Here is a 26,398-nt window from a genome sequence, read left to right on the forward strand (position 1 = left end):
CGAGCAGCAGAAAGAGGACCTAACGGGTCCTCTTTTTTGTTTATCATTTTATCTGATGTTGGGGTTAATTTTTAATTTCATAAAGGTTCTAATTAAATTGCTTAATCCTGGCTTGAGTGCTTGACCATGTTTAACAGCAATAAAATACTTAATCTGGATTAAGTTTTGATCGACTGGAAGCAGATTAATTGGAGTTTGCGCCATTCTTTTAATTATACTTGCAGCTGAAATAGTTAATCCTACGCCTTTTATTGCTAAGTTGGTGGCAGTGATAATACTGCTGCTTTCTAAAATAATATTTGGCTTGATATGAAACTTTTGAAACGCGCCATTAACTTGATGACGGATAGCTGAATTAGTTGAACTAACTACAAAGGGTTCACGTAAGATTTCTTTGATGTCATATTCTTGTGGCTTTAAAATAAAATGACCCTTTTTAAAGAATTTTGATGTCGGGGGAATAATAACAAAATAACTTTCACCACCGTTAACGTAAAAGTCCAATCCCCGGTTAAGTGATTCTGGGGTCTGACCTAGATAACAATCTATTTGTTCATGCAAGAGATGGGCTTCGCTTACTCTGGGAAAATTCTCGGATAATTGAATTTTGATATTAGGATTTTTCAAAAGAAACTGCGGTAGTAGTTCTGGTAATAAAAAAGAACCTAGACTTTCTAAAACACCTATTCTAATTACTTCCTGATGAGGTGCTACGTATTGGGTCAATTGTTCCGTTAATTTTTGTTTATTTGTAATTTTTGTTTCTAGATAATTATAATAAATTACCCCGGCCTGAGTTAATGTAAAAGGTATTGTCTCACGGTCTATTATCTTAGTTCCGAGCTTTTTTCTATTCGCTTGATTAGCTGGGTTAAATATGGCTGCGAAATATACAATTCAGAGGCTGCTCTAGTAAAATTACTTTCTTTTAGCAGCACATCAATAAAATGTAGTACAGTTTCAGAATCATTCATAATTTACCTCCGATAACAATTTTATTATAGCGTTTTTGCTATAAAACTATTTCATTTTGAAAAGAAAAGTTAGTAAAATTTAATTGCTGAGTATTAAAAGAAAGGAAGTATATTAATAATGATGAAACCAGGTACTTATGAAGTTAAAGCTAAAGGTCATGGTTCTAGCTTTATGCCAATGAAAGTGACGCTTTCTGAAGATAAAATCAAAGAAATAGGTATTGACTCTAGTGGCGAAACTGCGGGAGTAGCAGATGAAGTCTTTAAACGTCTGCCCAAGCAAATTATTGCTAACCAAACTTTAAACGTTGATGCCGTAAGCGGCGCTACAATTTCTAGTCACGGCGTAATTGACGGTGTGGCCCAAGCAATTACAAAAGCTGGCGGAGATGCACAGGAGTGGCTTAATAGACCAAAGCCTAAGACGGCTAATGCAACTGATTCTGAATACCAAACTGATGTTGTAGTCATTGGCGCTGGCGGGGCAGGACTTGCGGCAGCTGCCAGAACAATTCAAAATGGTAAAAAGGTAATCGTGCTGGAAAAATTCCCTCAAATTGGTGGTAATACAACAAGAGCAGGTGGACCTTTAAATGCTGCTGAACCAGAATGGCAGAATAAGTTTAAGGCTTTACCTGGTGAAAAAGAAAGTTTGGCAAAATTAGCTGCAACTCCAATTGCTGAGATTGATCCAGAATACCGTGATGATTTTAAAGAATTGCAAAAACAAATTAAAGCTTATTTAGATTCTGGTAAAAACTACTTGTTTGATTCAGTTTTATTGCATGAGATACAGACTTATTTAGGTGGTAAAAGAACTGATTTAAACGGTAATGAAATTCACGGCAATTATGCCTTAGTTACTGAATTGGTTAATAATGTGCTTGATTCAGTTAAATGGTTGACTGATTTAGGGGTTAAATTTGACCGCTCTGATGTCACTATGCCGGTTGGTGCTTTATGGCGTCGCGGTCACAAACCAGTTGAACCAATGGGGTACGCTTTTATTCACGTTTTGGGTGATTGGGTAAAAGATCATGGTGCCACGGTTTTAACTGAAACGCGCGCGCAACATTTAATAATTGAAAATGGTGAAGTCACGGGTGTTGTAGCTCAAAATAGTGATGGCAGTAAGGTTACCATTCACGCGCAAAAAGTAATTTTAACTTCTGGCGGCTTTGGTGCCAACACCAAAATGGTGCAAAAGTATAACACATATTGGAAACACATTGATGATGATATTGCTACTACCAATTCACCAGCGATTACTGGTGATGGTATAGCTCTAGGTCAAGAAGCCGGTGCTGATTTAGTTGGTATGGGATTTATTCAATTAATGCCAGTTTCTGATCCTAAGACTGGTGAATTATTTACCGGTATTCAAACTCCACCTGAAAACTTTATTATGGTTAATCAAAAAGGAGAACGCTTTGTTAACGAATTTGCAGAGCGTGATACCTTGGCTAAGGCAGCAATTGCCAATGGGACTCTATTCTACTTAATCGCTGATGAGAAAATAAAAGCTACAGCCTATAATACAACGGAAGAATCACTTGCAGCACAGGTAAAAGCGGGTACTCTGTTAAAGGCGGACACTCTTGAAGAATTAGCTGAAAAAGCCGGCATGGATCCAGCTACTTTAGTCGATACTATTAAAAAATATAATTCTTATGTTGATGCTGGTAATGATCCAGAATTTGGTAAGAGTGCATTCAACCTTAAATGTGAAGTTGCACCATTTTATGCTACGCCACGTAAACCAGCTATTCATCATACAATGGGTGGCTTAAGAATTAATCCAAAAGCACAAGTAATAAACAAAGATGGACAGGTAATTGACGGCCTATATGCAGCTGGAGAAGTTGCTGGTGGGTTACATGCTGGTAATCGCCTTGGCGGTAATTCATTAGCAGACATTTTTACCTTTGGCCGGATTGCTGCCGACACCGCATGTAGTGAGATTAAGACAAGTGATGCGTTAAGTGGCGCATCACAGCAATAAATACTATTCTGCTTATAAAATAATAGTTAACCTAACTGGCTAACTATTATTTTTTTATTGCAAGTAAATATTAATATACATATAAATTACTACATTTTAAAACATAATTTGTAAATAAAAATACCAACCAGTGCGCCTAAAATAGGAGCAATAACCGGTACCCAACTGTAGTCCCAGTTTGAAGATCCCTTATTAGGAATAGGCAAAATAGCATGAACTATTCTAGGTCCCAAATCTCTAGCGGGATTTAACGCTGGGCCAGTAGGACCACCATCGGCGATTACTAATGCCATGATGATGAACCCGACACCCACATTGGCAATATCAACAGATTGTTTGAAGAATACACCACTATAGATTCCAGTACAAGTAAATACTAAAATTGCAGTTCCGATAAATTCTGCGATAAAACCATTCAACTTATTGTTAAGTGTTTCACCAGTCGCAAAACAAGAAAAAATTTGCCCTTCTCCATTAGTAGTTTCTCTAAAGTACGGCCAATAGATAGCAACAACCAATAATTGTCCTACAATAGCGCCGAGCATTTGGGCAATTATATATTGCGTAACATGACTCCAGGGAAAAACTCCAGCTGCAGCCTTTGCAATAGTAATTGCGGGATTAATATGGTTTCCTGAAATTGAGCCAAACATCATTGCTGGTATCATTACGCCAAAGCCAAACCCGAGCGCAATAAAAATCCACCCTCCGTTTGCTTGACCGTCTTTGCCATTGGCCGTGGTTTTCTTGAGAAATGAGTTGGCAACTGATCCGTTACCAAAAACTATAAAAACAGCTGTCCCCAAAAATTCGGCAAGATAGCGCGTCATCCAACTTCCAGTCATAATCTTCCTCCTTTAATTAATTAGACTTTGCACAAACTATAAACTAATGTGAAACGCTTACACAAATAGCTGAATGACTATTAATACTATTTGTTATCAGTAGCATTATTTTTAGTTATTGCCAGTGAAAAGGCTGAAGCATTAAGCCTTTAAAACTATTTCACGACATAATTTGTGCAAAATTTAACAAAAGTTATTTCTACCATAACTTTTTTTCAATGATGCTAAATCCCTGATTATTTAAGCTTTTACTACCAAATCCTGAAAAAAATAAAAAACAAGCCTAATTTGCTAATTGTTTCCGCTTACACAAAAATTAACCGTGAGAGCATAAAATGAGTTTGATGTTTTGAAAGGATCAAGGAAATTATGAGTTTTAATAAATATGATAACGTTTTGTTGGAAGCTGAAGATGGAATTGGCACATTGACCATTAACCGTCCTAAAGTTTTGAATGCTTTAAACTCTGAAACACTGCAAGATATTGGAGATGCCTTAAGAGAGGTAAAAGCTCACCAAGATGAGATCAAAGTTTTGATAATCACAGGTGCTGGTCCCAGATCATTTGTTGCCGGTGCAGATATATCACAGATGCGCGACATGAACACACTGCAAGCACTTGAGTTATCAAAACTGGCACATAAGTCTTTTGGCGAAATTGAAGATTTACCTCAATTTACGATTGCTGCTGTCAATGGTTTTGCACTTGGTGGTGGCTGCGAGTTAGCTTCATCTTGCGATATGCGTGTTGGTTCTGCTAAAGCTAAGTTTGGTCAACCCGAAGTTGGCTTGGGTATTATTCCCGGCTTTGGTGGGACACAACGCCTGACACGCCTAGTTGGTCGCGGAAAAGCTAAGGAAATGATTGCAACATCTACAATGATTTCTGCAGATGAAGCTTATCGCATCGGTCTACTTGATGAGTTAGTTGAGCCGGAAGAATTAATGAACAAAGCCCGTGAAATTGCCAAGCAGGTTATGAAGAATGGTCCTATTGCAGTTGCTCTAGCCAAATATTCTGTTGACCGGGGCGCAGATTTGCCACTTGATGTTGCTATTGACATGGAATCACAAATTTGGGCTGAAACTTTTGCTACTAAAGATCAAACAGAAGGAATGAGTGCGTTTGTTGATAAGAGAGATGCAAAATTCTCAGGTAAATAATTAATTACTCAAAGCCTCCCTTTGCTTTATTAAATAAATTAAAAAATCAAATATTTTAAGGAGATTAATATGAATCGCGTTACAAAATTATTAGGTATTAAATATCCAGTTGTTCAAGGTGCCATGCAGGAAGTTGCTACAGCTGACTTAGCTGCTGCGGTTTCAAACGGCGGCGGCTTAGGCATTATTGCTGCCGGTGGAAAAACTCCGGATCAGGTTAGAGAAGCAATTAGAAAAGCCAAAAAACTTACTGATAAACCTTTTGCTGTTAACTTGATGCTGATGGACAAGAATACCCCTAATGTTGTTAAGGTTTTAATTGAAGAAGGAGTAAAAATTGTTACTACTGGTGCAGGTACTCCCAAACCTTATATGACAGACTTAAAAGCTGCAGGTGTGAAAGTAATGCCTGTTATTCCAAATGTCAAAATTGCTAAGAAGATGGAAGAAATGGGCGCAGATGCAGTGATTGTTGAGGGTATGGAAGCCGGTGGCCACATTGGTAACACCACTTCAATGGTTTTATGGCCTCAAATCGCCGATGCAATTTCAATTCCTTTAATTGCTGCCGGTGGTATTGGTGATGGTCGTGGAGTTGTTGAAGCCTTTGTTGCGGGAGCAGAAGGAGTGCAGTGCGGTACGATATTCTCCATTGCCAAGGAAAGCCCAGTCGGTGAAAATTGGCGCAAAGCCGTAATTGACGCAACAGATACTGGAACTGCAGTAGTAGGTACCTCTATTAAGGGTGGCGCTACCCGCGGAATTGCTAATGAAGAAGCTCTTAAGTTAACTGAACTTGAAAAGACTGGCGTTTCTCGCGATGATTTCAATGCTGCTATGAATAAGGCCCTTTATAAAGGCGTTCAAGAAGACGATCCTAAAGAAAGCTTCTTCATGTCTGGTGAAGTTGCCGGATTGATTAAAGAATCAAAACCGGCTGCTCAAATTGTGCAGGACCTTATGGATGATGCCCAAAGAGTCATTAAAAAAGGCGTAGAAATTTTATAGAAAGAATAAGAGGTAAGCATTATAGCTGAAGAAAAGTTAAGAATTGGGCTATCTGGCACTTTTACTAAACAAGTTACAGATGAACTGGTTCAACAATTTGCTGAACTAAGCGGTGACCATAATCCAGTTCACATGGACGAAGAATTTGCCAAAAAGACCCAATTTAAGCATAGAATTGCACACGGAATGATTACTGCTGCTTTTATTTCTACCTGTTTAGCAGAGCATATTCCGGGACAAGAAAGTTGTATTTATCTAGATCAAACCCTTAAGTTTGTCAAACCTGTGTACTTAAATGACGTGTTGACTGTCAAATGTACGATTACTGAATTTATTCCTAAAAAGAACTTCACTATTGTTGTGTATGATACTACTGTAACAAATCAAGATAATGTTGTTGTTACCAGTGGTCAAGCGCAATGTATGGCTACTAAGTAAAAAGAAATTTATGTGATAACAAACTACCTTGCACTAACAAGTATTTAACTAGTTTTGTGCAAGGTTTTTTTGATTAAAACCATAACTTAAAGTTATATAGACAGTGAAAATTATGTATTTCACAATCTATACTTGTAAGCGTTACCCTTATTGTGTCGGAACGATGTATGAATGACATAGTTCGGATAGTTATTGGTTTTAAAATTAATTTTTTGATTACATAAAGTGCTCTCATCAATCTAAATAAACTCATTTTTATTAATTGTAATTGAATAAATTATTTTTTGACTCATTAGGAGGATTAATCTGATGGCAATTCAATTTATTAATAGTCAAAAAGCTGCCGAATTAATTCCAGATAATGCAGTAATTGCACTAGATGGGTTTTTAGGTACAGATACTCCAGAAGAAATTTTGGAATGCATGAGAGCACGTTATAAAAAAGAAGGACATCCTAAAGGACTGGATGTTTGGCACGCAGCCGGCATAGGCGACGGCAAAACTAAGGGGACAAATAATTTTGCAGAAAAAGGCTTTCTGCATCGTTTAGTTGGTGGACACTGGGCACTAGCACCAGAGCTGGAACCATTGTCAGCTGCTAATGATTTTGAAGCTTTTAATTTCCCTCAAGGAGTTTTGTCACAAATATTTAGGGATGCGGCTGCACATAAGCCGGTCTTAATTACTAATGTGGGTTTAGGTACCTTCGTCGACCCCGAGGTTAGCGGCGGTAGACTAAATGATGCAGCTAAAAACGCTACATTGGTCAACAGGATCAATATTCATGGCAAAGATTATTTAGCTTATGAAGTACCAAAACCAAATGTTGCTCTTTTACGGGGCACATTTGCTGATGAAGATGGTAATATTACGTTCGATGATGAGCCGCTTACCCTAGTGGCAACAGCGATAGCCATGGCCGCTCATAATAATGGCGGCAAGGTTTTTGTTCAAGTTAAACGTGTGCTTAAGCGCGGTTCCATGAAGCCTAAAGATATCAGAATCCCAGGGATATTAGTTGATTATGTTGTAGAAGCTGATAGTGCTGAGTGGACTAAGCAAACAACAGATACTCAGTATAACCCCGACTTTGTCAGCTCTGCTGTTATTAAAGCCGAAGATGAAATCAATATACCGCTAGATAGTAAAAAGGTTATAGCACGTAGAGCTGCTCTGCTCTTTAATGAAAAAACCGACCAGGTGGTTAATTTCGGTATTGGCCAGTATCCAGAAACCTGTTCGTTAGTCTTAAAAGAAGAAGGACTTTCCGATAATATCATGACTACCGTTGAGCCCGGTACTTTTGGCGGCACCCCACTTGGTGGTGGTGACTTCGGCGCTGCTATTTCCCCACAATCAATTATTGATGAGCCGTACATGTTTGACTTTTATGACGGCGGCGGGATTGATTTAACATTTTTGGGCTTGGCTGAAGCAGATGCCAAAGGTAATTTGAACGTTTCTAAATTTGGTCCTAAGATTGCTGGTACTGGCGGCTTTGTCGATATTACGCAAAATACTCCTAAAATTATCTTTACTGGTACTTTTACAGCTGCTGGGTTGAAAGAAGAAGTTAAAGACGGCAAGCTGCACATTATCCAAGAAGGTAAGGTCAAGAAGTTCGTTAAGGAAGTTCAACAAGTTACATTTTCAGGGCAAGTGGCTTCTTCTAACAAGCAAAAAGTATGGTATGTCACTGAACGTGCTGTCTTTGAATTAGCCGAAAATGGTTTGAAACTAATCGAGATCGCACCCGGTGTTGATCTGCAAAAAGACGTTCTTGATCAAATGGAATTCAAACCAATTATTAGTGATGATTTGAAAGAAATGGATTCTAGGATTTTCCAGGAACCGCTTATGAATATAAAAAATAATAATTAGTTTTATTAAGTTAAGCTAATAAAAGAAGCAGTATTTTAAATGGTTTAAGAAAAAATACATTTAATGCTGCTTTTTTTATAAATCTGAACGTGAATGAAAGTAGGAGAGCTTATCTTGGATATTAATCAGATTAAATACTTGCTTGCAGTGGTAGATAATAATTTTAACCTAACTAAAAGTGCGGAAATTTTGCATGTTTCTCAACCAGCAATTAGTAAATCAATTAAAGACATTGAATTTAGGAAGGGCATCAAAGTTTTCAAGCACAAAAAAGGCAGGATTATTGGGCTCACCCGCTATGGCCAGGCTCTAGTAAATGAATCAAGAAAAGTATATCAACAATACGTTGAAATGATGGAAAAACTAAATCGTTTTTCAGAAGAAAAGAATGGAATAGTAAAAATTGGCATAGCTCCAGTAATTAATTCTATTGTTTTTAATGACGCCTTGATTGCATTTATTAATTCTAATCCTGGGATTGAGCTTAAATTGGTTGAATGTGGAGCCTATAGTTTGCAAAAGATGCTCGTACTAGGGGATATAGACTTGGCGGTAATTGTTTCCCCCGCTACAATTGAGGGCATCTATGAAAATTTGATTTATGAAAGCAGCGTTCGCGTGTGGTTTAACGCTAATCATCGTTTTAATCAAACCGGTGCCAAGGTAATTCCGTTTGCTGAAATCGAAAAAGAGAAGATCGTGACTTTAACTGATAGTTTTATGGTTACTTTCCAACTAAATAAGAGATTCAGAGGGGACCGCAAGAGACCTAATTATTTTTTACAAACCGTGTCTTGGGATCTGGTGTTAAACCTGGTACAAAGAGATGAAAATTTGGTGGGTATTTTGGCCGCCCCAATTGGACAAAATTATAGTGACAAGGAAATCAAAAGTAAGGAAATGGAACCAGCTTTTCCGTGGCGGATTTCACTTTGTAACACCAGCACGTCTATTGAGAGTCCAGCGGTTGATTACACTAAAAATTGGTTTTTGAAATATTTTTCCAAGTATAAAAAAATTTCTATTGAAGGCTAGAAGGAATTAAAAAATGTTGATGCAAATTGCTAATAGGAAAATTTATTATGAAGTGACGGGAAAAGGTCAGGCAGTAGTCTTTTGTCATGGCTTTGGCGGTAACCACGTGGTATGGGCTGGGCAAGTGCCTTACTTAACCCAACACGGCTACCAAGTAATTACTTTCGACTTGGCTGGGCACGGCAGTTCAGAAGGACCTGCAGTAAGCACCATGGGAGACTTGGCAGATGAAGCTGCCGAATTAATTACCAGATTAAATTTAAAAGACATAATTTTAATCGGGCACTCAATGGGTGCAGGTTTAGTGTGGGCCATTTTAAAATATCATCCCGAATTGAAGATAGCTAAGATCATTACAATTGATCAAACGCCCAAAATGCTGAATGACGAAAAATGGCATTATGGCTGGGCTCACGGCCAGATAGAATTAACGCGGCATAATTTTAAAGAGGTATTATCCCATTATGATCATATTAAAGAAACGCTAAATGGGATTGATAGCCAAGTTTGGTCTGAACTATATCCGTTTAAACGGCAGCATCCCTTTAAGCGCGAGGAAAATATGCCACTGCTTTTTGATCACGTTCAAAAAGATTGGCGTCAAACTGTTTATAGTATCGATTTTCCGGCGCTATCAATCAGTTCAACTAAAAGTCCTTACTTTAGGATCGGCTACGTGAATGAAATGCAAAAGCACAATCAACACATTGAAATCAACACTGTTACTGATGCCGGTCATGACATAATGGCTGAAAAACCGGCAGAATTTAATCATTTGCTGGGCAAATTTTTAGGGATTGAATAGCATGCATGCCCCCAATAGCAATTTGCTACAGACGTCATTAAAAAAGTGAAAGTTCAATAATAGCAGATACCATTATTGGCAGACTGAATAATGATAAATATGACAAAGACAATATGGAGTAAAAGTATGAAAAGAGATAATACAGTTAAATTAGCAGTTACTGCTGTGTTTATGGCGATATTGATTTTACAAACCTTTGTACCTAATATTGGCTACATCCGTATTTTGCCAGCGATTCCGGCTATTACTACCATTCCGTTAACTGTTGCTATTTATGGTAGTTTACTTAATCCTTGTTATGGTACAGTTTTTGGCCTATTTTGGGGTTTGACCAGGTTAGTGGTGGCGTACACACAGCCGGGAGATATGGTTAGTCTCTTGCTGTTTCGCAATCCGGTAATTTCTTTAGTACCAAGCATCTTGGCCGGACTTTTCCCTAGTTTGATTACTAAATATTTTCAGCAAAAGAATTTACCGGTCAAAAAGTGGGTTTATGTATTAAATGGGGCTGTAACATCTTTGACCAACACGGGACTGGTCATTACTTTAGCCAGCTTATTCTTTATGCGAAATCCGCAAATATTGCTCTCAAATATCGGCAATTTCACGGCAGGGATGCCGCTATTTATAGTTTTACTTGTTTCGCTGGGAATGAATGGTTTAGTCGAAGCGATTTTTACTGCAATAGTCACACCTATAGTTGTTACGCCTTTGCACTATATAATGAAAAGAGCATAAATGATGAAAAACTTTACTAAAATTTCACGGCAGGATTGGTCCCAGGCAAAGAGTAAGACCAGCAAAATCAGCAAAAATGAGTTAAAAGAACTCACTTCATTAGGCGATATTGTCGACTCCAGCGATGTTAACGAAATTTATGCTCCCTTGGTGCATTACTTGTATCTGTTTGTGCATAACGAACAATTGCTGCTGCAATCAATGAACCATTTTATTGGGGCTAATAATGTTAATAAACCCTTTATTATTGGTATTTCTGGTCCAGTTGCCGTCGGGAAATCCACAGTATCGCGCCTGTTAAAAGTCTTGCTTGAACGCCTTTATCCTAAATTGACAGTACAACTGATGACGACAGACGGCTTTTTATATCCTAATCGTGAATTAAAGCAAAAAAGACTGATGGATAGTAAAGGCTTCCCCGAATCTTACAATATGAAACTGCTAGCAGATTTTTTATCAGATGTAGCCAGTGGCCAAAAAGAAGTGTTTTATCCGTTATATTCACACGAACTGTCAGATATTGTTCCTGGCGGTTACGGCAAGATTACTAATCCTAATATTTTAATTATTGAAGGGATAAATACCCTGCAAATTCCACCTAATAAAATGATTGCGACAAGTGATTTTTTTAATTTTTCGATTTATATTGATGCAAATGAAAAACTGATCAGGACATGGTTCTTGCAACGTTTTGTTCATCTGCTGGTCATGAACCAAAATAATCCTGCCAGTTTTTATTATTCTTGGGCAAACGGACCAAAAAGACGAGCTGTCGAAATGGCGGAAAGGGTCTGGCAAACCGTTAACTTAGTTAACCTACGTGAATTTATCGCGCCTACTAAGTCAAGGGCCAATGTTATTTTGCATAAAACAGCCGGCCATGAGATTAACTATGTGTATTTACGTAATTATTAAAAAAGAAGAAGGCAGAGCGCCTTCTTTTTTTATATGTATCCTCTTTGAAGAGCTACAAAAATGGTGACAATCAGTAAATCGGCACAGCCGCCTAAACTATAATTGTGTATTAAACAATCACGGCATAATTTTTGCAGTTGCTTTCTTCCGGCCAAAGTCTGATAGCCGCCTAAAGCCAAGTATTTTGTTGCTCCTGCGTGCAGCCATTTAATCACACTATAATTGCCAGCTCGTTTAATCAAATTGCTGTCAACACTTACTGCAGCTATTTTAATTAGTGTGTCAATGAGTCTTGCTTGTAGTGTTCCCGTACTGTTTTTTAAGAAAGGCAAAGCAACTTCTCTGACCACAGGATAACCTTGTTCAGCTTGTGCGCGTGCTCCGCCTATTTGATATTGTATAAATTCTTTTTCTCCTGCTGTTTGCAACTGGTTATTTTCCACTAGATCATGGTGGACAAGACCACGGCACATCTGGGTAATGGTGAGAAATAATTCGGTGTTATTAACTGCAGAATAACTTTCGGCACAAGCACAGATCCCTAAGGCAAATATTGCTCCTTTATGAGTATTGACACCATGAGTAGCAGTAAACATTTCTTTTTCAGCGATGATGCCTCTTTTGCGCAATTGCTGAAACATTTTGGTTAAATCAGTAGCTGAAAAATTTTGCCCAATTTGAACAGCAGCAGCAAAATATGATTCTAAGCTTAAGCTGCTGTCAATAAAAGTGTAAATATCCATATCTGGATGCGGGCCGGAACTTGCAGGATTTACCAAACCCGGCTTTGGTTCGGTTACGACTTCATATAAAAGAGCACGTAGGGCGTTTGTGGTAATTGAATTAGTCATAGTTATCCGTTTTCTCCATTAGTTGCGTTATTTTTGGAAATTTTAATTGACAGGAATATTATCAACAATTTTTTGAATATCTGGTTTATGGCTTTTAAGAAAGTCGATAAAATCAACAATTCCCGGTGAAAAATTCTGATTGGGGTCATAAACTAAATAAACCTGACGAGTATTTTTAGGTAAGTCCAGTTTGATGATGTGAATATCGAAACCGCTCAAATAAATAGTTTTGGCAACGATGCCGACAATATCATTGGTCAACACTTGTCCCGCAATCGCCAATTCATCATGCAGTCTATTTGTGATACTTAGATCAGATGCGGTTGCCAGTAGAGCATTGGTGATGTCTTTACCAATCTGAATTTTTTTGGAATAAGTAATAATTGGCTCACCTTGTAATTCTGCGGGAGAGATTTCATTTATTTTGGCTAGGTCGTTTTCTTTTGAAACGATAGCAACAATTTCCTCGGTGTAAAGGGGAATGTAAGTAAAATAACTAAATTCAGGTACAAATGAAGAAATTCCGATATCATACCAACCATTTTTAATGCCTTCGCAAATCTGATATGAAGGGTTATCGTGGTAGATGAAATGCGGGGAAATATTGCTTTCTTGTTGGAACTGCTTAGTTAAGTGGGGCAAAATAGTCCCAATTGCTGTAGGGATGCCGGCAATATGGATGTTGCCTTGATCTTGACTGATACGCTGTTCAATCTTCTTTTTACCACTATCTAAAATATTTAGTGATTTGGTCACAGTATCATAAAAAATGCGCCCATATTCAGTTAATTGCACGTAGCGTCCATTATGTTTAAACAATTTGCAGTGCAGTTCATTTTCCAATTGTTTAATCGATATTGAAAGAGTCGGTTGACTGATAAACAAGTTTTCTGCTGCTTTAGTGTATTGTTTTTGGTCTGCCAATTCGCAAAAATAGTAGAGTTGATTTAGATTCATGATCTTACCTCAAAAAGTATTTTTATATTTAATACTTATATTAAAAAACACTATACTCATTTTTGTAAAGCCCTTACAAGATTTATTTATATTATTACTGCTAGAATTAATATTCCCGTCGTATTGTTGATTGTTCTATTTAGTAGTCGCTGTTCCGGGCAAAGGGGATTTAAAAAACTAGCAGCTTTCTTTGCGTTAACAAATAACTTTGAGCTGCCTTGGCAATATGGATATGCAATTTATTACTGTGAGATACCTGATAAGTATCTGTTTAACAAGACAATAGAGGGTATAAATGCTGCTAATTATAGTTATTTTTTATAATTTAGCAGTCAGAAATAATTATTCATATCCGTTTTAATAAGATATATTTATTTCTGAAATATTAGCAGTCTTAATTTTGAAAGGTAAAGCTATGAAAAAAGGTGAAAGTTATAGTGGTGTTGCCGCTTCTGTTTATATCCATTTTGCAGTTGTGGGAGCAGCTACCTTATTTATTAGTCAATATAGGGAAATATTGGCCCATTCTTGGAATGCTACTGAAACCCAAGTCTCGCTTGTAATTGCAATGGTGGGCTTGGGTAGAATTTTTACAATTCTATTTGCTGGTGCTATTTCAGATAAGATTGGTCGCAAAAGGACTTTGTTAATTGCATTATTAAGTGACGCAATCTTTCTTCTTGGCGCTGCTTTTGCCAATAATATTTGGGTAGCCGGTTTAGCGGCAATGGTTTTCGGTGCAACCAATTCATTTGGCGATACTGCGGGTTATCCTGCACTTGCAGATGCTTTTCCAGATAAAACAGCTACAATGAACTCGTTTGTTAAAGCTGCAATGCAAGTAATGCAAATGGTATTTCCATTTTGCGTGAAAGTAATTAAAAACCCCAAGATTACAGCGTTAATATTAGTCATTATTATTTTACTGGATGTTGTATTTACAATGAAGACGGCTTTTGCCCCACAAGCTGAAGCAAAAGCCGCACCTGCAACAGAGAAAAAACAAGAGACTGGTGTTAGTGAGCAGAATCAGCCTAAGTTAGCCGTTGATGGCCTGATGATTATTGGTTTAGGCTTTACGCTTTGCTTTACATTCTATATTTTTTCTCTTTATGCTCCTTACTACGGGCAGTATGTGTTAAATGAGCCCGCTGCTAACGCCAATCAGCTTGTATCATGGTATTCAATTGCTTCCTTAATATCTGTGTTTGTGACATCAGCTTTAGTTACTAAGGTAAAAAGATTGAATTTAATTATGGTATATTCGGCAATCACTGCTCTTGGTCTGCTATTTATGGTCTTAAAGCCATCCCTGTTAGCCGGTGAAATAGGTGCTTTGGCTGTCGGTTTCTTTACTGCAGGAGGAGTATGGCAGGTTGGACTTTCTGTTTTGACTTCTTATTTCCCCCAGAGTCACGGGAAAATTACTTCATACTATAGTTTTGCTCCAGCCGTAGTTTACTTCGTGGCACCGCTTGTAGCCGCGTTTGTATTAAAGGCTAACGCTACAAGTACGCTAATGGTATTTTGGATAACTACAGTCATAACAATCATTTCGGTAGTTCTATGTGTTGTCTTAATTAGTCGTAGTAAAAATTTCAACATCAAAAATTAATGTAAAACGGAAGGTGGAGTTATGTCAGAAAAAACAATTAAAGCAACAGCAGAGGGCAGAAATGGTCAGATCGACTTTGATATTAAAGTTGAAAATAACCGAATTACCGATATTAATGTAACCAAAACTGCAGAAACCCCAGGTATCTTCAACCAGGTTGTGGGTAAATTAAAAAAGAATATTATTAATAATCAAAGTTTCGCTGTTGACGCTATTTCCGGTGCTTCCATTATGACGCAAGCCATGCTTGACTCTGGGAAGAAGGCCTTAAAAGAAAATGGTGTAAATATTGCTTCTCAGCCTAGTGATCAGTCACATCAAGATGTAACTTATGATGTAGATGTAGCCGTAATTGGTTCAGGGATGGCTGGCTTAATGGCTGCCTCTCGGGCATTATCAATGGGTAAAAATGTTCTTTTACTTGAAAAAAATGGTTATCTCGGTGGGGCTACAATTTTAAATGGCTCAAACGTAGTTGGTACTGGTTCAAAATTAGCGGCTGCTTTATTTGGTGAGGAAGCCCAAAAAGATTCTCCGCAGCTTTTAGTTCAGGATATTGCCCGTGAATGCCGGGGGACAAATTATCCCTTACTTTCAAATTTACTGGCGCAAAATATTGGTAAAGCAGTTGACTTTATCACTGAATTTGCGGACCTAACCTATCAACAGGCCGAAACACAAACTATTGAGCATTCTGTTGACCGCCAAATTGAAATGCCCACTGAAAGTTCTTATGAATTGATTTCTAAAGTGGCAAATGCCTTTACCAAAAAGGGTGGCAAAATTTTACTTGAAACTCGGGTGGAACAACTTAATAAAAACAAACAGGGCCAGCTTGTCTCATTAGTTGCTGAAGGCAAGCACGAAACTGTTACCGTAAACTTTAAGTCCTTAGTTATGGCAGCTGGCGGTTGGGGTGCCCGTGATTACCTTAAGCATAAGACCAATATCCCTTATTACGGCCCAATGACTTCTACTGGTGATTATTTTGATTTTGCTAAAAATATGAATTTGGCTTCCCGCAATCTTGACTGGTATAAAGTTTACCCCCATGGTTTAGAAGTTGAACCTGGCATTGCCAAACTAACCACCTATTCAACAAAAGAAGCTACAGACATGGGTGCTATTTTTGTCAATACCAGTGGTAAGCGAATTGTAAATGAATCTGCCCCATACACTCACTTTAGGGATGCTATTGCTGAGCAAAAGGATAAAATTGCTTTTGTAGTAATGGATGAGAGAACTTGGAACAGATTTTATGAATTGCTGCTTAAATATGGTTTTAGCAAAGACGAAGTGCAAGGTTTCTTCGATCTTGATGGCAAGAGGAGTCCGATTTTAGTTAGCGGAGACTTAAAGACAGTGGCTCAAAAAGCCGGCATTGATTATGAAAACCTCAAGAAGACTTTAACTGACTATGATAAATACGTTGCCTCAGGTAATGATCCTGAGTTTGGTCGTCCTTGTCAGTTTATGCATAAATATGAAGGCGAGACCTACTTTGTGATTGAGCAGAAATTACGTTTTTGTACTACCCTTGGTGGCTATGAAACTAATCAGCGTATGCAACTTTTAGACCAAGACTTTAAAGCACTAGATAATTTCTATGCCGCTGGTGAGATTGTTGGCGGTGCTAATGGTCATGATTCAATGCCAAGTATGATGAATTCTTGGTCTTATGCTTCAGGTTTCGTTGCCGGAACAGAGGCTGCTGATAATACTAATTATCAAAAACTGACCACGACTTCACCTGCTTCAACTGATGCAGTGTCTGGCGCTTCTAAAAATTAACGTAGATTAATTATTTTTAATTTTAATAAAGGAGAAAAATGATGACTAATAAAATTACTGGTGTTAATGGTCCTATTACTGGCTGGCTCGATGGTCATACCTACTTAATTGGTTTGATGGCTTATCCTATTCGGCATTCAATGTCACCGACAATGCACAATAATGCGTTTGCTAAGCTGGGCTTGAATTACACCTATCTTTGTTTTGAAGTTGGCAACGATAAATTAAAAGGCGCAGTTGACGCTATTCGCACGTTAGATATGCGTGGTTCCAACGTTTCGATGCCTAATAAAAAAGAGGTCATTCAATACCTCGATAAATTATCACCTGCTGCTAAAATGTGTGATGCTGTTAATACTATTGTGAACGATCATGGCGTTTTGACAGGCTACACCACTGATGGTATCGGTTTTGTGCAATCACTTAAAGATGAAGGCTTTGATATTAAAGGTAAAATTATGACCTTAACCGGTGCTGGTGGTGCTGCAACACCGATAGCAGTTCAGTCAGCTTTAGATGGTGCTAAGGAAATTAGAATGTTTAACATTAGAGATAAAAATTGGCCGCAAGCTGAAAAGACTGTTAAAACTATTCGTGAAAACACTGACTGCAAGGTTTCTCTGACTGAATTATCTGATCAGGAAGCATTTAAACAATCAATTGGAGAAAGTGATATTTACTGTGATGCAACCAGCATCGGAATGAAGCCGTTTGAAGATAAGACGTTAGTTTCAGATCCATCGTGGTTCCATCAGGATATGGTGGTATTTGACACGGTTTACTCTCCTAGAACTACTAAGTTAATGAGAGTGGCACAAGAGGCTGGAGTTAAGCATGTCTATGACGGTATCGGCATGATGATTGATCAAGGAGCAGCATCATTTAAGCTGTGGACAGGTAAAGAGATGCCAACCGATTATATCCGTGAGATTATATTTTCAGACGACAACGATTAGTTGAGGGATTGACTAATGGCTACTGTAAAGATTAGAAATACTATTTTAGGAGCAGGACTGCCCAAAATTGCCGTCCCTAATGTCGGAATAACCGCAGAAGAAATTTTGACTGCAGCTGAAAAGATTAAGTCTGCCAAACCTGATTTAATGGAATGGCGGATTGATTATTATGCTGCAGGAGTTAATGACTTTGACAAGCTAAATACTACTGCCAAGAAATTGCGGCAGGAAGTGGGTGAGCTGCCTATTTTGGTCACATTTCGCACAAAAAATGAAGGTGGAGTTTGCAGTCTGAATGAGGAGCAATATTTAAATTTAGTAGAATATGTCATTACTAATAGACTTGGTGATGCTGTTGATATTGAACTTTTCCACACTGAAAAAAGAGTAAAATCTTTAGTGAACTTAGCTCATGACTACAATGTCGTAGTAATTATGAGTAATCACGATTTTGAAAAGGTGCCAGCTAAAGACGTAATTGAATTTCGTTTACGAAAAATGGCGCAACTTGGTGCAGATGTCCCTAAGTTAGCCTGCATGCCTCATAGCGCTGCAGATGTTTTAACTCTTTTAGCAGCAACGACAGAAATGAATGCAGAAATTTCTAACCCCTTGATTACTATGGCTATGGGCGATATTGGTAAAGTTACCAGAATAGCTGGTCAAGTTTTCGGTTCTAGTTTGTCCTTTGGGACAGTGGGTCAAACCTCCGCACCGGGTCAACTATCGATTGCAGACTTACGTAATGCAGAAAATTACTTAGCTTTATCGTAAAATTTCTTAAAATAAGAGGTATTTTTGAGTTAGCTTTAAATATTAAGGCTAACTCTTTTTTAGTTAAAACTAAATTTATGTGCAAAATAAGTGTTAAACTTTTTAATAATAATATTAAGTATTTTCAGGGTAACTTTAGTATTGGAGAAATGTATGACCACAAACGAGAACATTGAGTGGTTTAAAAACGCTCAGTACGGCATGATGATCCATTGGGGTTTTCTTACCGCGATCAAAACTGGAAAGCGCCTATGACAATTGCTCATTACCGCAAGCACTTAAATAGTCTGGGAATCAATTACCTTTTAAACGTTGGACTTGATGGTCTGGGCAGAGTTCCTGTGCCAGCGCAAGAAAACATTAGGGCGGCAGCAAAATTGTTTGCAAAATAATAAAAAGGCGCATCATAATTCGATGCGCCTTAATTAATGAAAGTAATTCTAATCAAAACATCAGCTGAATAAATTTCCTTTGATTTCATCAAAATTATAGTGCTTTGACTTTTCAGCTTTTTTAATTTCGTTTACCAGCTCAAGAGCAGTAGTAAATTCATCATATTCTTCGATATCTATGAGTGCAAATTTGCCATAGCCATTTTTGGTGAGAAAAACTGGATTATCTTTTTTAACTTTATCAAGGACTTTATTGTAATTTCTTAATGCTGAAACAGGTTGGATTTGTAACATGAGCATCACTCTCTTAGACAAATATTGTACATTATTTAACTAAAAATTTACAGCATAATAATGAACAGAATTAATAAACGCCATTTTTTTAAGTTTTTCATTACTGTCTGGTATTAGACTAATTAGTTGTTAGACAAAGGATAAGATTCCTCACATAAATGAGGTTAATAGCATATTTTCTGTAGATGATGTGCCCAACTGATATTTAAAAGAAACCATTTTATTGGTATATGAGTGTATAACGACAAAAATTTATTAGAAAAAGACTTAGAAAAGTAGTTTATTCATCAAAAAAGCAGGCATACAAATATATGCCTGCTTTTTTAACTATTTATGTTAGTTAATCTTCGTAAGTACCGACTTTTTTCAGGTTACCCAAGACACTTTCACCGTGAGGTGATTGTCCTATTGCTACAGTCAAGTCGCGTCCTGCTAGGTTACCATGGTGCTCACCATCAGTCCAGTGCGGATTACCAGTAACATCATATACGACGCCTTTGATTGCTACATAGGCTGGATTACCATTTTTGCCATCGTATTTTGCTAAAGATTCTTTTGTAAATTTTTCCATTGGAATTATCCTCCTTCCGAATACACTTACTAATTGTCACCTACATTATAAGCTCAAAAAATGGGCAAGTCTAATTTTTATTTTGTTCTTTTTGATAATTAAAACGCCAGCCAGCAATATCCCATGGGGTAAAAGCTAAATCTAACTTACGTTGGTAAGCCTTTTCATAAGCTGCAACTTTTTGTTGATAGTCGCGTTTCATCATTAGCTTGGAATTTTCATTAGCAGTTAGTTTAACGTCGGGGAAAATCGGCGGTAAAACATGGACTACATATTTGGTTTGGTAAAAGTTGGGGTGGTTTTTTTCTATTTTGGCAGTTGATTGTATTTCAATAAAAGTTGAAATTACTGGTACGTTTTGCTTAGCAGCAAAATAATAGGCACCACGCTTTAATTCCCGGGGCTTACGGTAGTTCCACCACATTTCCTGTTCTGGAAAAATCAAAACCCAGCTGTTTTGCTCTAACGCATCATGCAGATGACGAGGAAATTCCGTACCCACATAGCTTGGAACTTGAATTAGGGGAATAGTGCCAACGTAGTTCATTAAGTAGCATAAAATTCCGGGTAATTTCAAGTTGGTATCTTCGATTGCAATTGTTAAAGAATGATGTGTTTTATTTGCCAGGTGCTTGATAGGCAAGGAATCAATTTGGTTAAAATGATTAGCAGTTATAATTGCTCCACCTTGTGGTAAATTAGCCAGATTTTCCAGACCGGTGAACGTAGTAGATGAAGTTAAGAAATGGGTCAAGCTATTAAAGAATAAGTGGCCAATCCGGTCATTTATCTTGCCTTTAATTGTTTTTTGCTCTTGCCAAAAATTGTTGACTAGATCTTTACTTTCATTCAGAGATAAAACTGGATCACCGACTTCGACTTTTGCATTCCAGTTGCCATTTTTTACAGCGTTTTCAATGTTCTGGATAACTTGTTCACGATTGTCACCAATAATCATAAACTGACAGGTCCTTGCTTTTTCACATTTGCCCAGTTATGAGGGTCATTAATAGTTTTATCTTCTTTAGCCAGCATGTGATCTAATTTATGTCGATCTTCATCACGTTGCTGATCAGTGTAATTATTGAGTTCTCTTAAGAGTTCCTCATAAAACTTGGTTTCTTTTGCACTATTCCAGAAATACTTTTCGTATTGAATGTTTTTGAAATGCCAAGGCTTAAAGAAAAGGTTGTAGTGAATTAAGCTGGGATTTGCCAGGGGTTCGGTATTGTCATTTGGCATTGCGTCCCATTTAGGATCAAGATGCAGTATTCTTTTATCCCCAATTTCATTTAAGTAGTCTTGATCAGGAGCGATGCAGTCAAAATGATATTTTGTCAGCAAATGCATAAAGTGATCAATAAAGTGCTCGTCGCGAAAAGCTTTGCAGTTTAAAACCAACATTCCAGAATTAATGTACTTCTTGGGATCTAAAACCAGCACTTCTTTAATATAAGCAACCATTTTTGCTACGTATTGAATTGAAGAATCTGTACAGGCAGCAAACAAATGATTGCCAAGTTCAGTATCATATAATTTACCAATATCATCATTAACGACAGTGTCGCTGTCAATGTAAATAGCTTTATCATATTGCGGGAAAAGATCAGGAATGAATAAGCGGTAAAAAATTGACATAGTAAAGAAATCAGCCCGCAGGAAGTTTTCAGTCCGATTTTGAATAGGCGCAACTATTTCATCATTAATTTTAAAAAACTTAACGTGAACGTTAGCAGCACCTAAAGCCTGCAAGTCTTGTTTATGCTGCTCAGATAAATCCTGACTTAAAAAGTAGACGGTGTAATCTTTAGTTTTAGCAGCATTTTGCACTAAAGAATTAAGTGATACAGCTGCATATTGAGTAAAGTCATCACTGATAGCATAAAAAACTGGAATTGTCATATATTATTTTTCTCCAAACATTATTTTTATAAATTGCTTTTCACATTGAGATAGTAAGTCAGAATGTCGTCATATTCATGCAATTTTAACACTTTATGGACCCTTGTCACATCCCAGGGCTTCACTGTTAATGTGTGAAAAATGGGCAGGAAGCGAAAACTCGTAGTAAAGTGCTGAATTACAGTGTCTGACTGCAATTTATACTGTTCATTATAACGTCGGGGTGCAATTTTCTTCTTTCTGGCATACCGATTAAGTGCAGTTTGATCTGGCATTAAAACGGTTCTGGTCTGTAACAAGCGCCGGATTCTAGTAAATAGCTTAGTTTTCCTGATTTCAGGCAAATTAAGCAGCAATACACCGGAATTGACATAGTCAAAAACTTTGTGCTCATGAAAATTGTGGAAAAAGAACCGTCCCCAATAATCAAGGACACCTGCAAACTCAAAACCGGCTAAGTCTTGCTCATAAAAGCTGACTAAGCTGCGCCTAATAATCACATCAGCGTCAAGATAAAGTATTTTGTTTGGTAGTTGAGGAATTTCATCCGCAAATAGTCTCAGCATCGCATAAGGGGTAAAGTGTGTGCTCATGTTGGCTATTAATGGTTCTCTGACAAATAAGCCGGTGCAGTCCATTAATTTTAAAGTGCTATGAGGATTTTGCTTTACCAAAAGAGATTTTAAATAGTCCGCTGCGTGTTTGCTAAAGGGCTTAAACTTTTTATGAAAGCTTTGCGTGTACATCGTTAGAATGTAAATGTGGAGTTCTTCTGCGCCGCTGTTTTTTAATAAAGAAAGAGTGGCGATAAGAATGCCATCTTCGGCGTTATGATCACCGCAAAAAAGAATATTCATTTAGAACTCCTTAATTTATTTTTTGATAAGTGCAATACTCGTAATCGCTCAAAAGAGCGCGTTTTTGCATTGCTTGGTAGATTTGGCTGTGCAGCTTTTTTTGCGCCTGCTTTTTATTAAGATTTGTATCTGGATAAAAAGGGCCGTCTATGTAAACTGTCATTTTCGGCTTTTTGCCTCTTTTAGGCTTGGAATAAGTAGTTGTCATGGCAAAGCTGGGAGCAGCTAACATAACAGGAAAGTGCATGCTAGTGGCAGGAAAGGGCCTAATTTTAGTGTAATAAGGCCAGACATGAGCTTCAGGGTAAATAACAACTACTTTTTTAGCTTTAATGACGGCAGTGACAGCTTTAATCAGTTTACCAGATTGGTTTAGGTTCTGACCCACTGGCAGCCCAAAATAGGGCAAAACCAACTTGCCTAAAATTGGGAGACTCCAGTTTGCTTGTGAGCCGATAGCATAATAATCTGAGGTAGAAATAATGCTGAGTGGCAAAACGACATCACCGAAGGCTTGTGTATGGTTGCCGTATATAAAATAACCTTGACCATTTAGCAGCGATAATTTGCTTTTGCCGACAATGCGTATCCGCAGAATTAAACGAATATAGATAATACTGATTAAATGAGCAAGAAAGCGCACAATTTTGGACCAAATTCTGCCACCAAGTGAGTGAGGAAAGATAGTGTAATTCTCAGGCAAATGATATTCTTGGCTCTTAGTGACCACTACATCATCAGTTAAATGCTGGTAGTAGTATTTATGTTTACCCATGAAACCCTTCTTTCAATACAGTCATTAAGTAATTCTATCATGAATTATACCAGATTAAAAAGGGGCCTAAAGGGTTCTAAAAAAGAGCTAAATTGAGTATAAAAATATTTTCATATAGTAAATGATTAATTTGTTATTTGGCTCCATTTACTAATTTGTATATAAAAAGATTCTACCCTTAAATTCTACTCTCTTAGCGGTTAAAAAATGGTATAAATTACTATTTTTATAAAAATAATTTCAGTCTGACAATAATTTTCAGCGTGCTTAGTGATTAATAATAGTTCATTAAATTTGTAAATACATAATATTTAAGGCGGCAACAATAAATGCTTATTTAGCAGTTGACATTATATTTTATCACTACTAAAATGGTGTTATGTAATTACAAAAGGAGAACAAAATGAAATATACAATTGATGACTTTGCCCGTTTGATTGATCATACTAATTTACATGCTGATGCGACAGAAGATGATATGAAAAAACTTTGTGCAGAAGCTAAAAAATACCATTTTAAAATGGTAGCTATTAACCAGGTACAATCACATTTTTGTGCAGAACAATTAAAAGGAACTGATATTGATACTGGCGCTGCTATCAGCTTTCCTTTAGGCCAAACAACAGTAGCCTGCAAATTGGCGGAAACTGAAGACGCTTTAAAAAATGGTGCTAATGAAATCGATTATGTCGTTAATTTAACGCAAGTCAGAGCTCATAACTGGGCTTATATTGAAGATGAAATGCAAAAAATGGTAAAGCTCTGCCATCAGCATCAGGTACCATGTAAAGTTATTTTTGAAACTTGCTATTTAACTAAAGCAGAAATTAAACAACTCGCTTTAGTAGCTAGAAAGGTCAAACCCGATTTTATTAAGACTTCTACCGGTTTTGGTACTGCTGGTGCAACAGTGGAAAATGTCAGGTTAATGAAAGAAACCGTAGGCCCAGATGTCAAGGTCAAGGCTGCAGGCGGAATACGCAATACTGATGACTTTTTGGCTATGATTGCTGCTGGGGCTGAGCGTATTGGTACTAGTTCTGGTGTCAAAATCATTGAGGCGTTAAAAAAGCGTTTTGCAGAAGACGGTATTAGTGCCATTGAAATATAATTAATTAGTAAGCCGCTGTGAAGCTGAAAGGTCTTTCTTACTTTACACTGGCTTTTTGCATGATATAGTAAATAATTGTAATGACATTATTAGTAATCTGAAAATGGTGGGGTAAATTGACAGAGAAAGAACTTCCTAAATACCAAGTAATTGCCAATGATTTGTTAGCTAAAATTCAAACCGGATTTTACCCGCAAAATTCAATTATTCCACCAGAAATAGACTTGGCGCAGAAGTATCAGGTAAGTAGGCCAACGGTGCGCCAAGCAATTTCCCAACTGGTGCATCAAGGCTATCTGGAGCGAAAGCGTAAACGGGGCACATTAGTTAAAAAGGTAAAAATAGAACAAGAATTTACGCATTTAATTGAAAGCTATAGTGAGGAAATGAGTGCCAAGGGCATTTATCCCAAAACTAACCTGCTTTATTTTAAAGAAGAAAAAGCCAACTCCGAGGTAAGCAAGAATTTACAATTGCCACTAAACGAGCCTGTTTTTAAGTTGGTACGATTACGGTATGCTAATAACCAACCGATAGTTTTAGTAACAACTTATGTGCCTAAAAGACGTGTACCTGAATTAATTAATTATGATTTTGCTCAAGTCTCTTTATATAGCACGCTTGAAAAATATCACTTGAAAGTGACACGTGTAATTAGAAAACTAGAGGTGCTGGCAGCAAGTGAAACTACCGCTAACTTATTAAATATAGCAGTTAACGAACCTATTTTTTATTTTCACACTCAGGGGTTAACGGCTGACGAGCAGCCAATTGAATATTCGATCGCCGAATACCGTGGTGATATTAATTCATTCGTAATTGATGTGCGACGATAATTGAGGAATTTAAAAAGTCTTGCTTTAACCCATATTAGTCAAAAGCAAGACTTTTTTATTTGATTTTGATTGAGCCTACCGAGCTGAAAGCAGTTAATTGGTTAGCGTTATCGGCGTGTTTGTAAAAATGTTTTCCTATTTTACTACCATGGAAATAAATTGAGCCTAAAGTAGTAGATAAATCATAATCAGTCTGATTGTCTCTATCGCCTAATGTTTTTAGTGATCCAGCAGCCAGTTTAAAGTGGTTTTTTCCTTGTAAACCTTTGATCTTGACAGATCCGGCAGCTAGTCTGGCGTTAGAATTCATCTTACAGTGATTGATATCTAAACTGCCGGCATCTAAACGTATTTTAGCATCGTTTTGAATCGTGACCCCCTCTAACTTTAACGAACCGGCATTTTCTCTGATCTCAAGTTGTTGCATGTTCAAGTCATTCAAAATAATGCTACCGGCAAAGTCTTTTATTTGTACTTCATTGAGTCTGGCAGTCTGGGGAACCGTAATTATCAATTCAGATTTAGTTTTGCGAATATAAATTTTTTCCCGATGATTCTGATAATATTGAGGCTTTTGCTCACGAATAAAAAGAGTTTGTTCTGCCACACTGATTTTCATGCGCTCAGGATTAATATCATGAGTTGATATATGAAAAGCAGAGCCTACTTGAACAGTAACACTAGCGGCGTAAATTTGGGCATCTATGTTAATAAAATTTTCTAAATCAATTTCTTGTGATTCTACTTTTTCTTCTTCAGCGTCAAAGTCTCCGTTAATATATATTTTCATAATTAAGCTATCTCTTATCTTTTTAACACTAATTTAATTTTTATTTTAATTTATCATATCATGCTAGTTTAAGTGAAGCAATAAAAAATAAACTCGGTAGTTATTACTTTTGATATAGATA

General features: G+C 37.2%; 25 protein-coding genes and 2 pseudogenes. 16 read left to right on the forward strand and 11 right to left on the reverse strand.

Going from position 1 to position 26,398, the window contains the following annotated elements:
• Positions 1-48 precede the first annotated feature (48 nt).
• A pseudogene (locus tag JF73_RS00495) lies at positions 49-974 on the reverse strand (LysR family transcriptional regulator).
• A gap of 121 nt (positions 975-1,095) precedes the next feature.
• On the opposite strand from JF73_RS00495, the gene JF73_RS00500 reads away from it, so the two are divergent.
• On the forward strand, positions 1,096-2,976 hold the full coding sequence (locus tag JF73_RS00500) for a flavocytochrome c (RefSeq protein WP_046327357.1): 1,881 nt from the start codon (positions 1,096-1,098) through the stop codon (positions 2,974-2,976).
• Positions 2,977-3,065: 89 nt separating this feature from the next.
• Here JF73_RS00500 and JF73_RS00505 read toward each other — a convergent pair whose 3' ends face one another.
• Positions 3,066-3,821 (reverse strand): MIP/aquaporin family protein, encoded by a 756-nt coding sequence (locus JF73_RS00505; protein ID WP_046326547.1) that lies wholly within the window; start codon positions 3,819-3,821, stop codon positions 3,066-3,068.
• 369 nt (positions 3,822-4,190) lie between these two features.
• On the opposite strand from JF73_RS00505, the gene JF73_RS00510 reads away from it, so the two are divergent.
• The 8 genes from JF73_RS00510 to coaA all read left to right on the forward strand — a co-directional run bounded on the left by JF73_RS00510 (position 4,191) and on the right by coaA (position 11,805).
• Positions 4,191-4,985: an enoyl-CoA hydratase-related protein gene (locus JF73_RS00510; RefSeq protein ID WP_038520686.1), complete on the forward strand. Its 795-nt coding sequence runs from the start codon at positions 4,191-4,193 to the stop codon at positions 4,983-4,985.
• A gap of 69 nt (positions 4,986-5,054) precedes the next feature.
• On the forward strand, positions 5,055-5,993 hold the full coding sequence (locus JF73_RS00515) for a nitronate monooxygenase (RefSeq protein ID WP_046326548.1): 939 nt from the start codon (positions 5,055-5,057) through the stop codon (positions 5,991-5,993).
• A gap of 42 nt (positions 5,994-6,035) precedes the next feature.
• Positions 6,036-6,431 (forward strand): MaoC family dehydratase, encoded by a 396-nt coding sequence (locus JF73_RS00520; protein ID WP_223895917.1) that lies wholly within the window; start codon positions 6,036-6,038, stop codon positions 6,429-6,431.
• 309 nt (positions 6,432-6,740) lie between these two features.
• The gene (locus tag JF73_RS00525; protein ID WP_046326549.1) at positions 6,741-8,312 is read left to right on the forward strand and encodes an acyl CoA:acetate/3-ketoacid CoA transferase; all 1,572 of its coding nucleotides are present in this window, start codon (positions 6,741-6,743) and stop codon (positions 8,310-8,312) included.
• A gap of 114 nt (positions 8,313-8,426) precedes the next feature.
• Positions 8,427-9,347 carry a LysR family transcriptional regulator gene (locus JF73_RS00530; RefSeq protein WP_046326550.1) on the forward strand — a complete coding sequence of 307 codons (921 nt, stop codon included), beginning with the start codon at positions 8,427-8,429 and terminating at the stop codon, positions 9,345-9,347.
• Positions 9,348-9,360: 13 nt separating this feature from the next.
• Entirely contained in the window at positions 9,361-10,152 is a 792-nt protein-coding gene (locus JF73_RS00535) for an alpha/beta fold hydrolase (RefSeq protein ID WP_046326551.1), read from the forward strand.
• A gap of 126 nt (positions 10,153-10,278) precedes the next feature.
• The gene (locus JF73_RS00540; RefSeq protein ID WP_046326552.1) at positions 10,279-10,890 is read left to right on the forward strand and encodes an ECF transporter S component; all 612 of its coding nucleotides are present in this window, start codon (positions 10,279-10,281) and stop codon (positions 10,888-10,890) included.
• A gap of 3 nt (positions 10,891-10,893) precedes the next feature.
• Positions 10,894-11,805 (forward strand): type I pantothenate kinase, encoded by a 912-nt coding sequence (gene coaA, locus JF73_RS00545; RefSeq protein ID WP_046327358.1) that lies wholly within the window; start codon positions 10,894-10,896, stop codon positions 11,803-11,805.
• 29 nt (positions 11,806-11,834) lie between these two features.
• Here the strand turns inward: coaA and JF73_RS00550 are convergent, their stop codons facing one another.
• The gene (locus JF73_RS00550; RefSeq protein ID WP_046326553.1) at positions 11,835-12,656 is read right to left on the reverse strand and encodes a triphosphoribosyl-dephospho-CoA synthase; all 822 of its coding nucleotides are present in this window, start codon (positions 12,654-12,656) and stop codon (positions 11,835-11,837) included.
• Positions 12,657-12,698: 42 nt separating this feature from the next.
• Positions 12,699-13,613 carry a LysR family transcriptional regulator gene (locus tag JF73_RS00555; RefSeq protein WP_046326554.1) on the reverse strand — a complete coding sequence of 305 codons (915 nt, stop codon included), beginning with the start codon at positions 13,611-13,613 and terminating at the stop codon, positions 12,699-12,701.
• A 415-nt stretch (positions 13,614-14,028) separates the two neighbouring features.
• Between JF73_RS00555 and JF73_RS00560 the strand changes: the two genes are divergently transcribed.
• The 5 genes and pseudogenes from JF73_RS00560 to JF73_RS09670 form a co-directional block, all read left to right on the forward strand.
• Complete coding sequence (locus JF73_RS00560) at positions 14,029-15,228, forward strand: MFS transporter (protein ID WP_046327359.1); 1,200 nt, start codon at positions 14,029-14,031, stop codon at positions 15,226-15,228.
• Between the two features lie 21 nt (positions 15,229-15,249).
• Positions 15,250-17,019 carry an FAD-dependent oxidoreductase gene (locus tag JF73_RS00565; protein WP_046326555.1) on the forward strand — a complete coding sequence of 590 codons (1,770 nt, stop codon included), beginning with the start codon at positions 15,250-15,252 and terminating at the stop codon, positions 17,017-17,019.
• 41 nt (positions 17,020-17,060) lie between these two features.
• Positions 17,061-17,975, forward strand: coding sequence for a shikimate dehydrogenase (locus JF73_RS00570; protein ID WP_046326556.1), 915 nt, complete (start codon positions 17,061-17,063; stop codon positions 17,973-17,975).
• Between the two features lie 15 nt (positions 17,976-17,990).
• Positions 17,991-18,749 (forward strand): type I 3-dehydroquinate dehydratase, encoded by a 759-nt coding sequence (aroD, locus tag JF73_RS00575; protein WP_046326557.1) that lies wholly within the window; start codon positions 17,991-17,993, stop codon positions 18,747-18,749.
• A gap of 203 nt (positions 18,750-18,952) precedes the next feature.
• Positions 18,953-19,141, forward strand: a pseudogene (locus JF73_RS09670) (alpha-L-fucosidase); the annotation flags it as partial.
• 60 nt (positions 19,142-19,201) lie between these two features.
• Here JF73_RS09670 and JF73_RS00580 read toward each other — a convergent pair.
• The 6 genes from JF73_RS00580 to JF73_RS00605 all read right to left on the reverse strand — a co-directional run bounded on the left by JF73_RS00580 (position 19,202) and on the right by JF73_RS00605 (position 23,540).
• Positions 19,202-19,435: a type II toxin-antitoxin system prevent-host-death family antitoxin gene (locus JF73_RS00580; RefSeq protein ID WP_046326558.1), complete on the reverse strand. Its 234-nt coding sequence runs from the start codon at positions 19,433-19,435 to the stop codon at positions 19,202-19,204.
• Between the two features lie 340 nt (positions 19,436-19,775).
• Positions 19,776-20,006, reverse strand: a complete 231-nt coding sequence (locus tag JF73_RS00585) for a cytochrome b5 domain-containing protein (protein ID WP_034981697.1) — start codon at positions 20,004-20,006, stop codon at positions 19,776-19,778.
• Between the two features lie 70 nt (positions 20,007-20,076).
• Positions 20,077-20,964, reverse strand: a complete 888-nt coding sequence (locus JF73_RS00590) for a lysophospholipid acyltransferase family protein (RefSeq protein WP_046326559.1) — start codon at positions 20,962-20,964, stop codon at positions 20,077-20,079.
• Entirely contained in the window at positions 20,961-21,908 is a 948-nt protein-coding gene (locus JF73_RS00595; RefSeq protein ID WP_046326560.1) for a glycosyltransferase family 8 protein, read from the reverse strand. Before JF73_RS00595 ends, JF73_RS00590 begins: the two co-directional genes overlap by 4 nt.
• Positions 21,909-21,934: 26 nt before the next feature.
• On the reverse strand, positions 21,935-22,765 hold the full coding sequence (locus tag JF73_RS00600; protein ID WP_046326561.1) for a glycosyltransferase: 831 nt from the start codon (positions 22,763-22,765) through the stop codon (positions 21,935-21,937).
• Positions 22,766-22,775: 10 nt separating this feature from the next.
• Positions 22,776-23,540 (reverse strand): lysophospholipid acyltransferase family protein, encoded by a 765-nt coding sequence (locus tag JF73_RS00605; protein WP_046326562.1) that lies wholly within the window; start codon positions 23,538-23,540, stop codon positions 22,776-22,778.
• Positions 23,541-23,943: 403 nt separating this feature from the next.
• On the opposite strand from JF73_RS00605, the gene deoC reads away from it, so the two are divergent.
• Positions 23,944-24,651 (forward strand): deoxyribose-phosphate aldolase, encoded by a 708-nt coding sequence (gene deoC, locus JF73_RS00610; protein ID WP_046326563.1) that lies wholly within the window; start codon positions 23,944-23,946, stop codon positions 24,649-24,651.
• 116 nt (positions 24,652-24,767) lie between these two features.
• Positions 24,768-25,487 carry a GntR family transcriptional regulator gene (locus tag JF73_RS00615; protein ID WP_046326564.1) on the forward strand — a complete coding sequence of 240 codons (720 nt, stop codon included), beginning with the start codon at positions 24,768-24,770 and terminating at the stop codon, positions 25,485-25,487.
• A gap of 55 nt (positions 25,488-25,542) precedes the next feature.
• Here JF73_RS00615 and JF73_RS00620 read toward each other — a convergent pair whose 3' ends face one another.
• Positions 25,543-26,277 (reverse strand): DUF4097 family beta strand repeat-containing protein, encoded by a 735-nt coding sequence (locus JF73_RS00620; protein WP_046326565.1) that lies wholly within the window; start codon positions 26,275-26,277, stop codon positions 25,543-25,545.
• Between the last annotated feature and the right edge of the window lie 121 nt (positions 26,278-26,398).

This window comes from Lactobacillus helsingborgensis, from assembly GCF_000970855.1.
Classification (GTDB): domain Bacteria; phylum Bacillota; class Bacilli; order Lactobacillales; family Lactobacillaceae; genus Lactobacillus; species Lactobacillus helsingborgensis.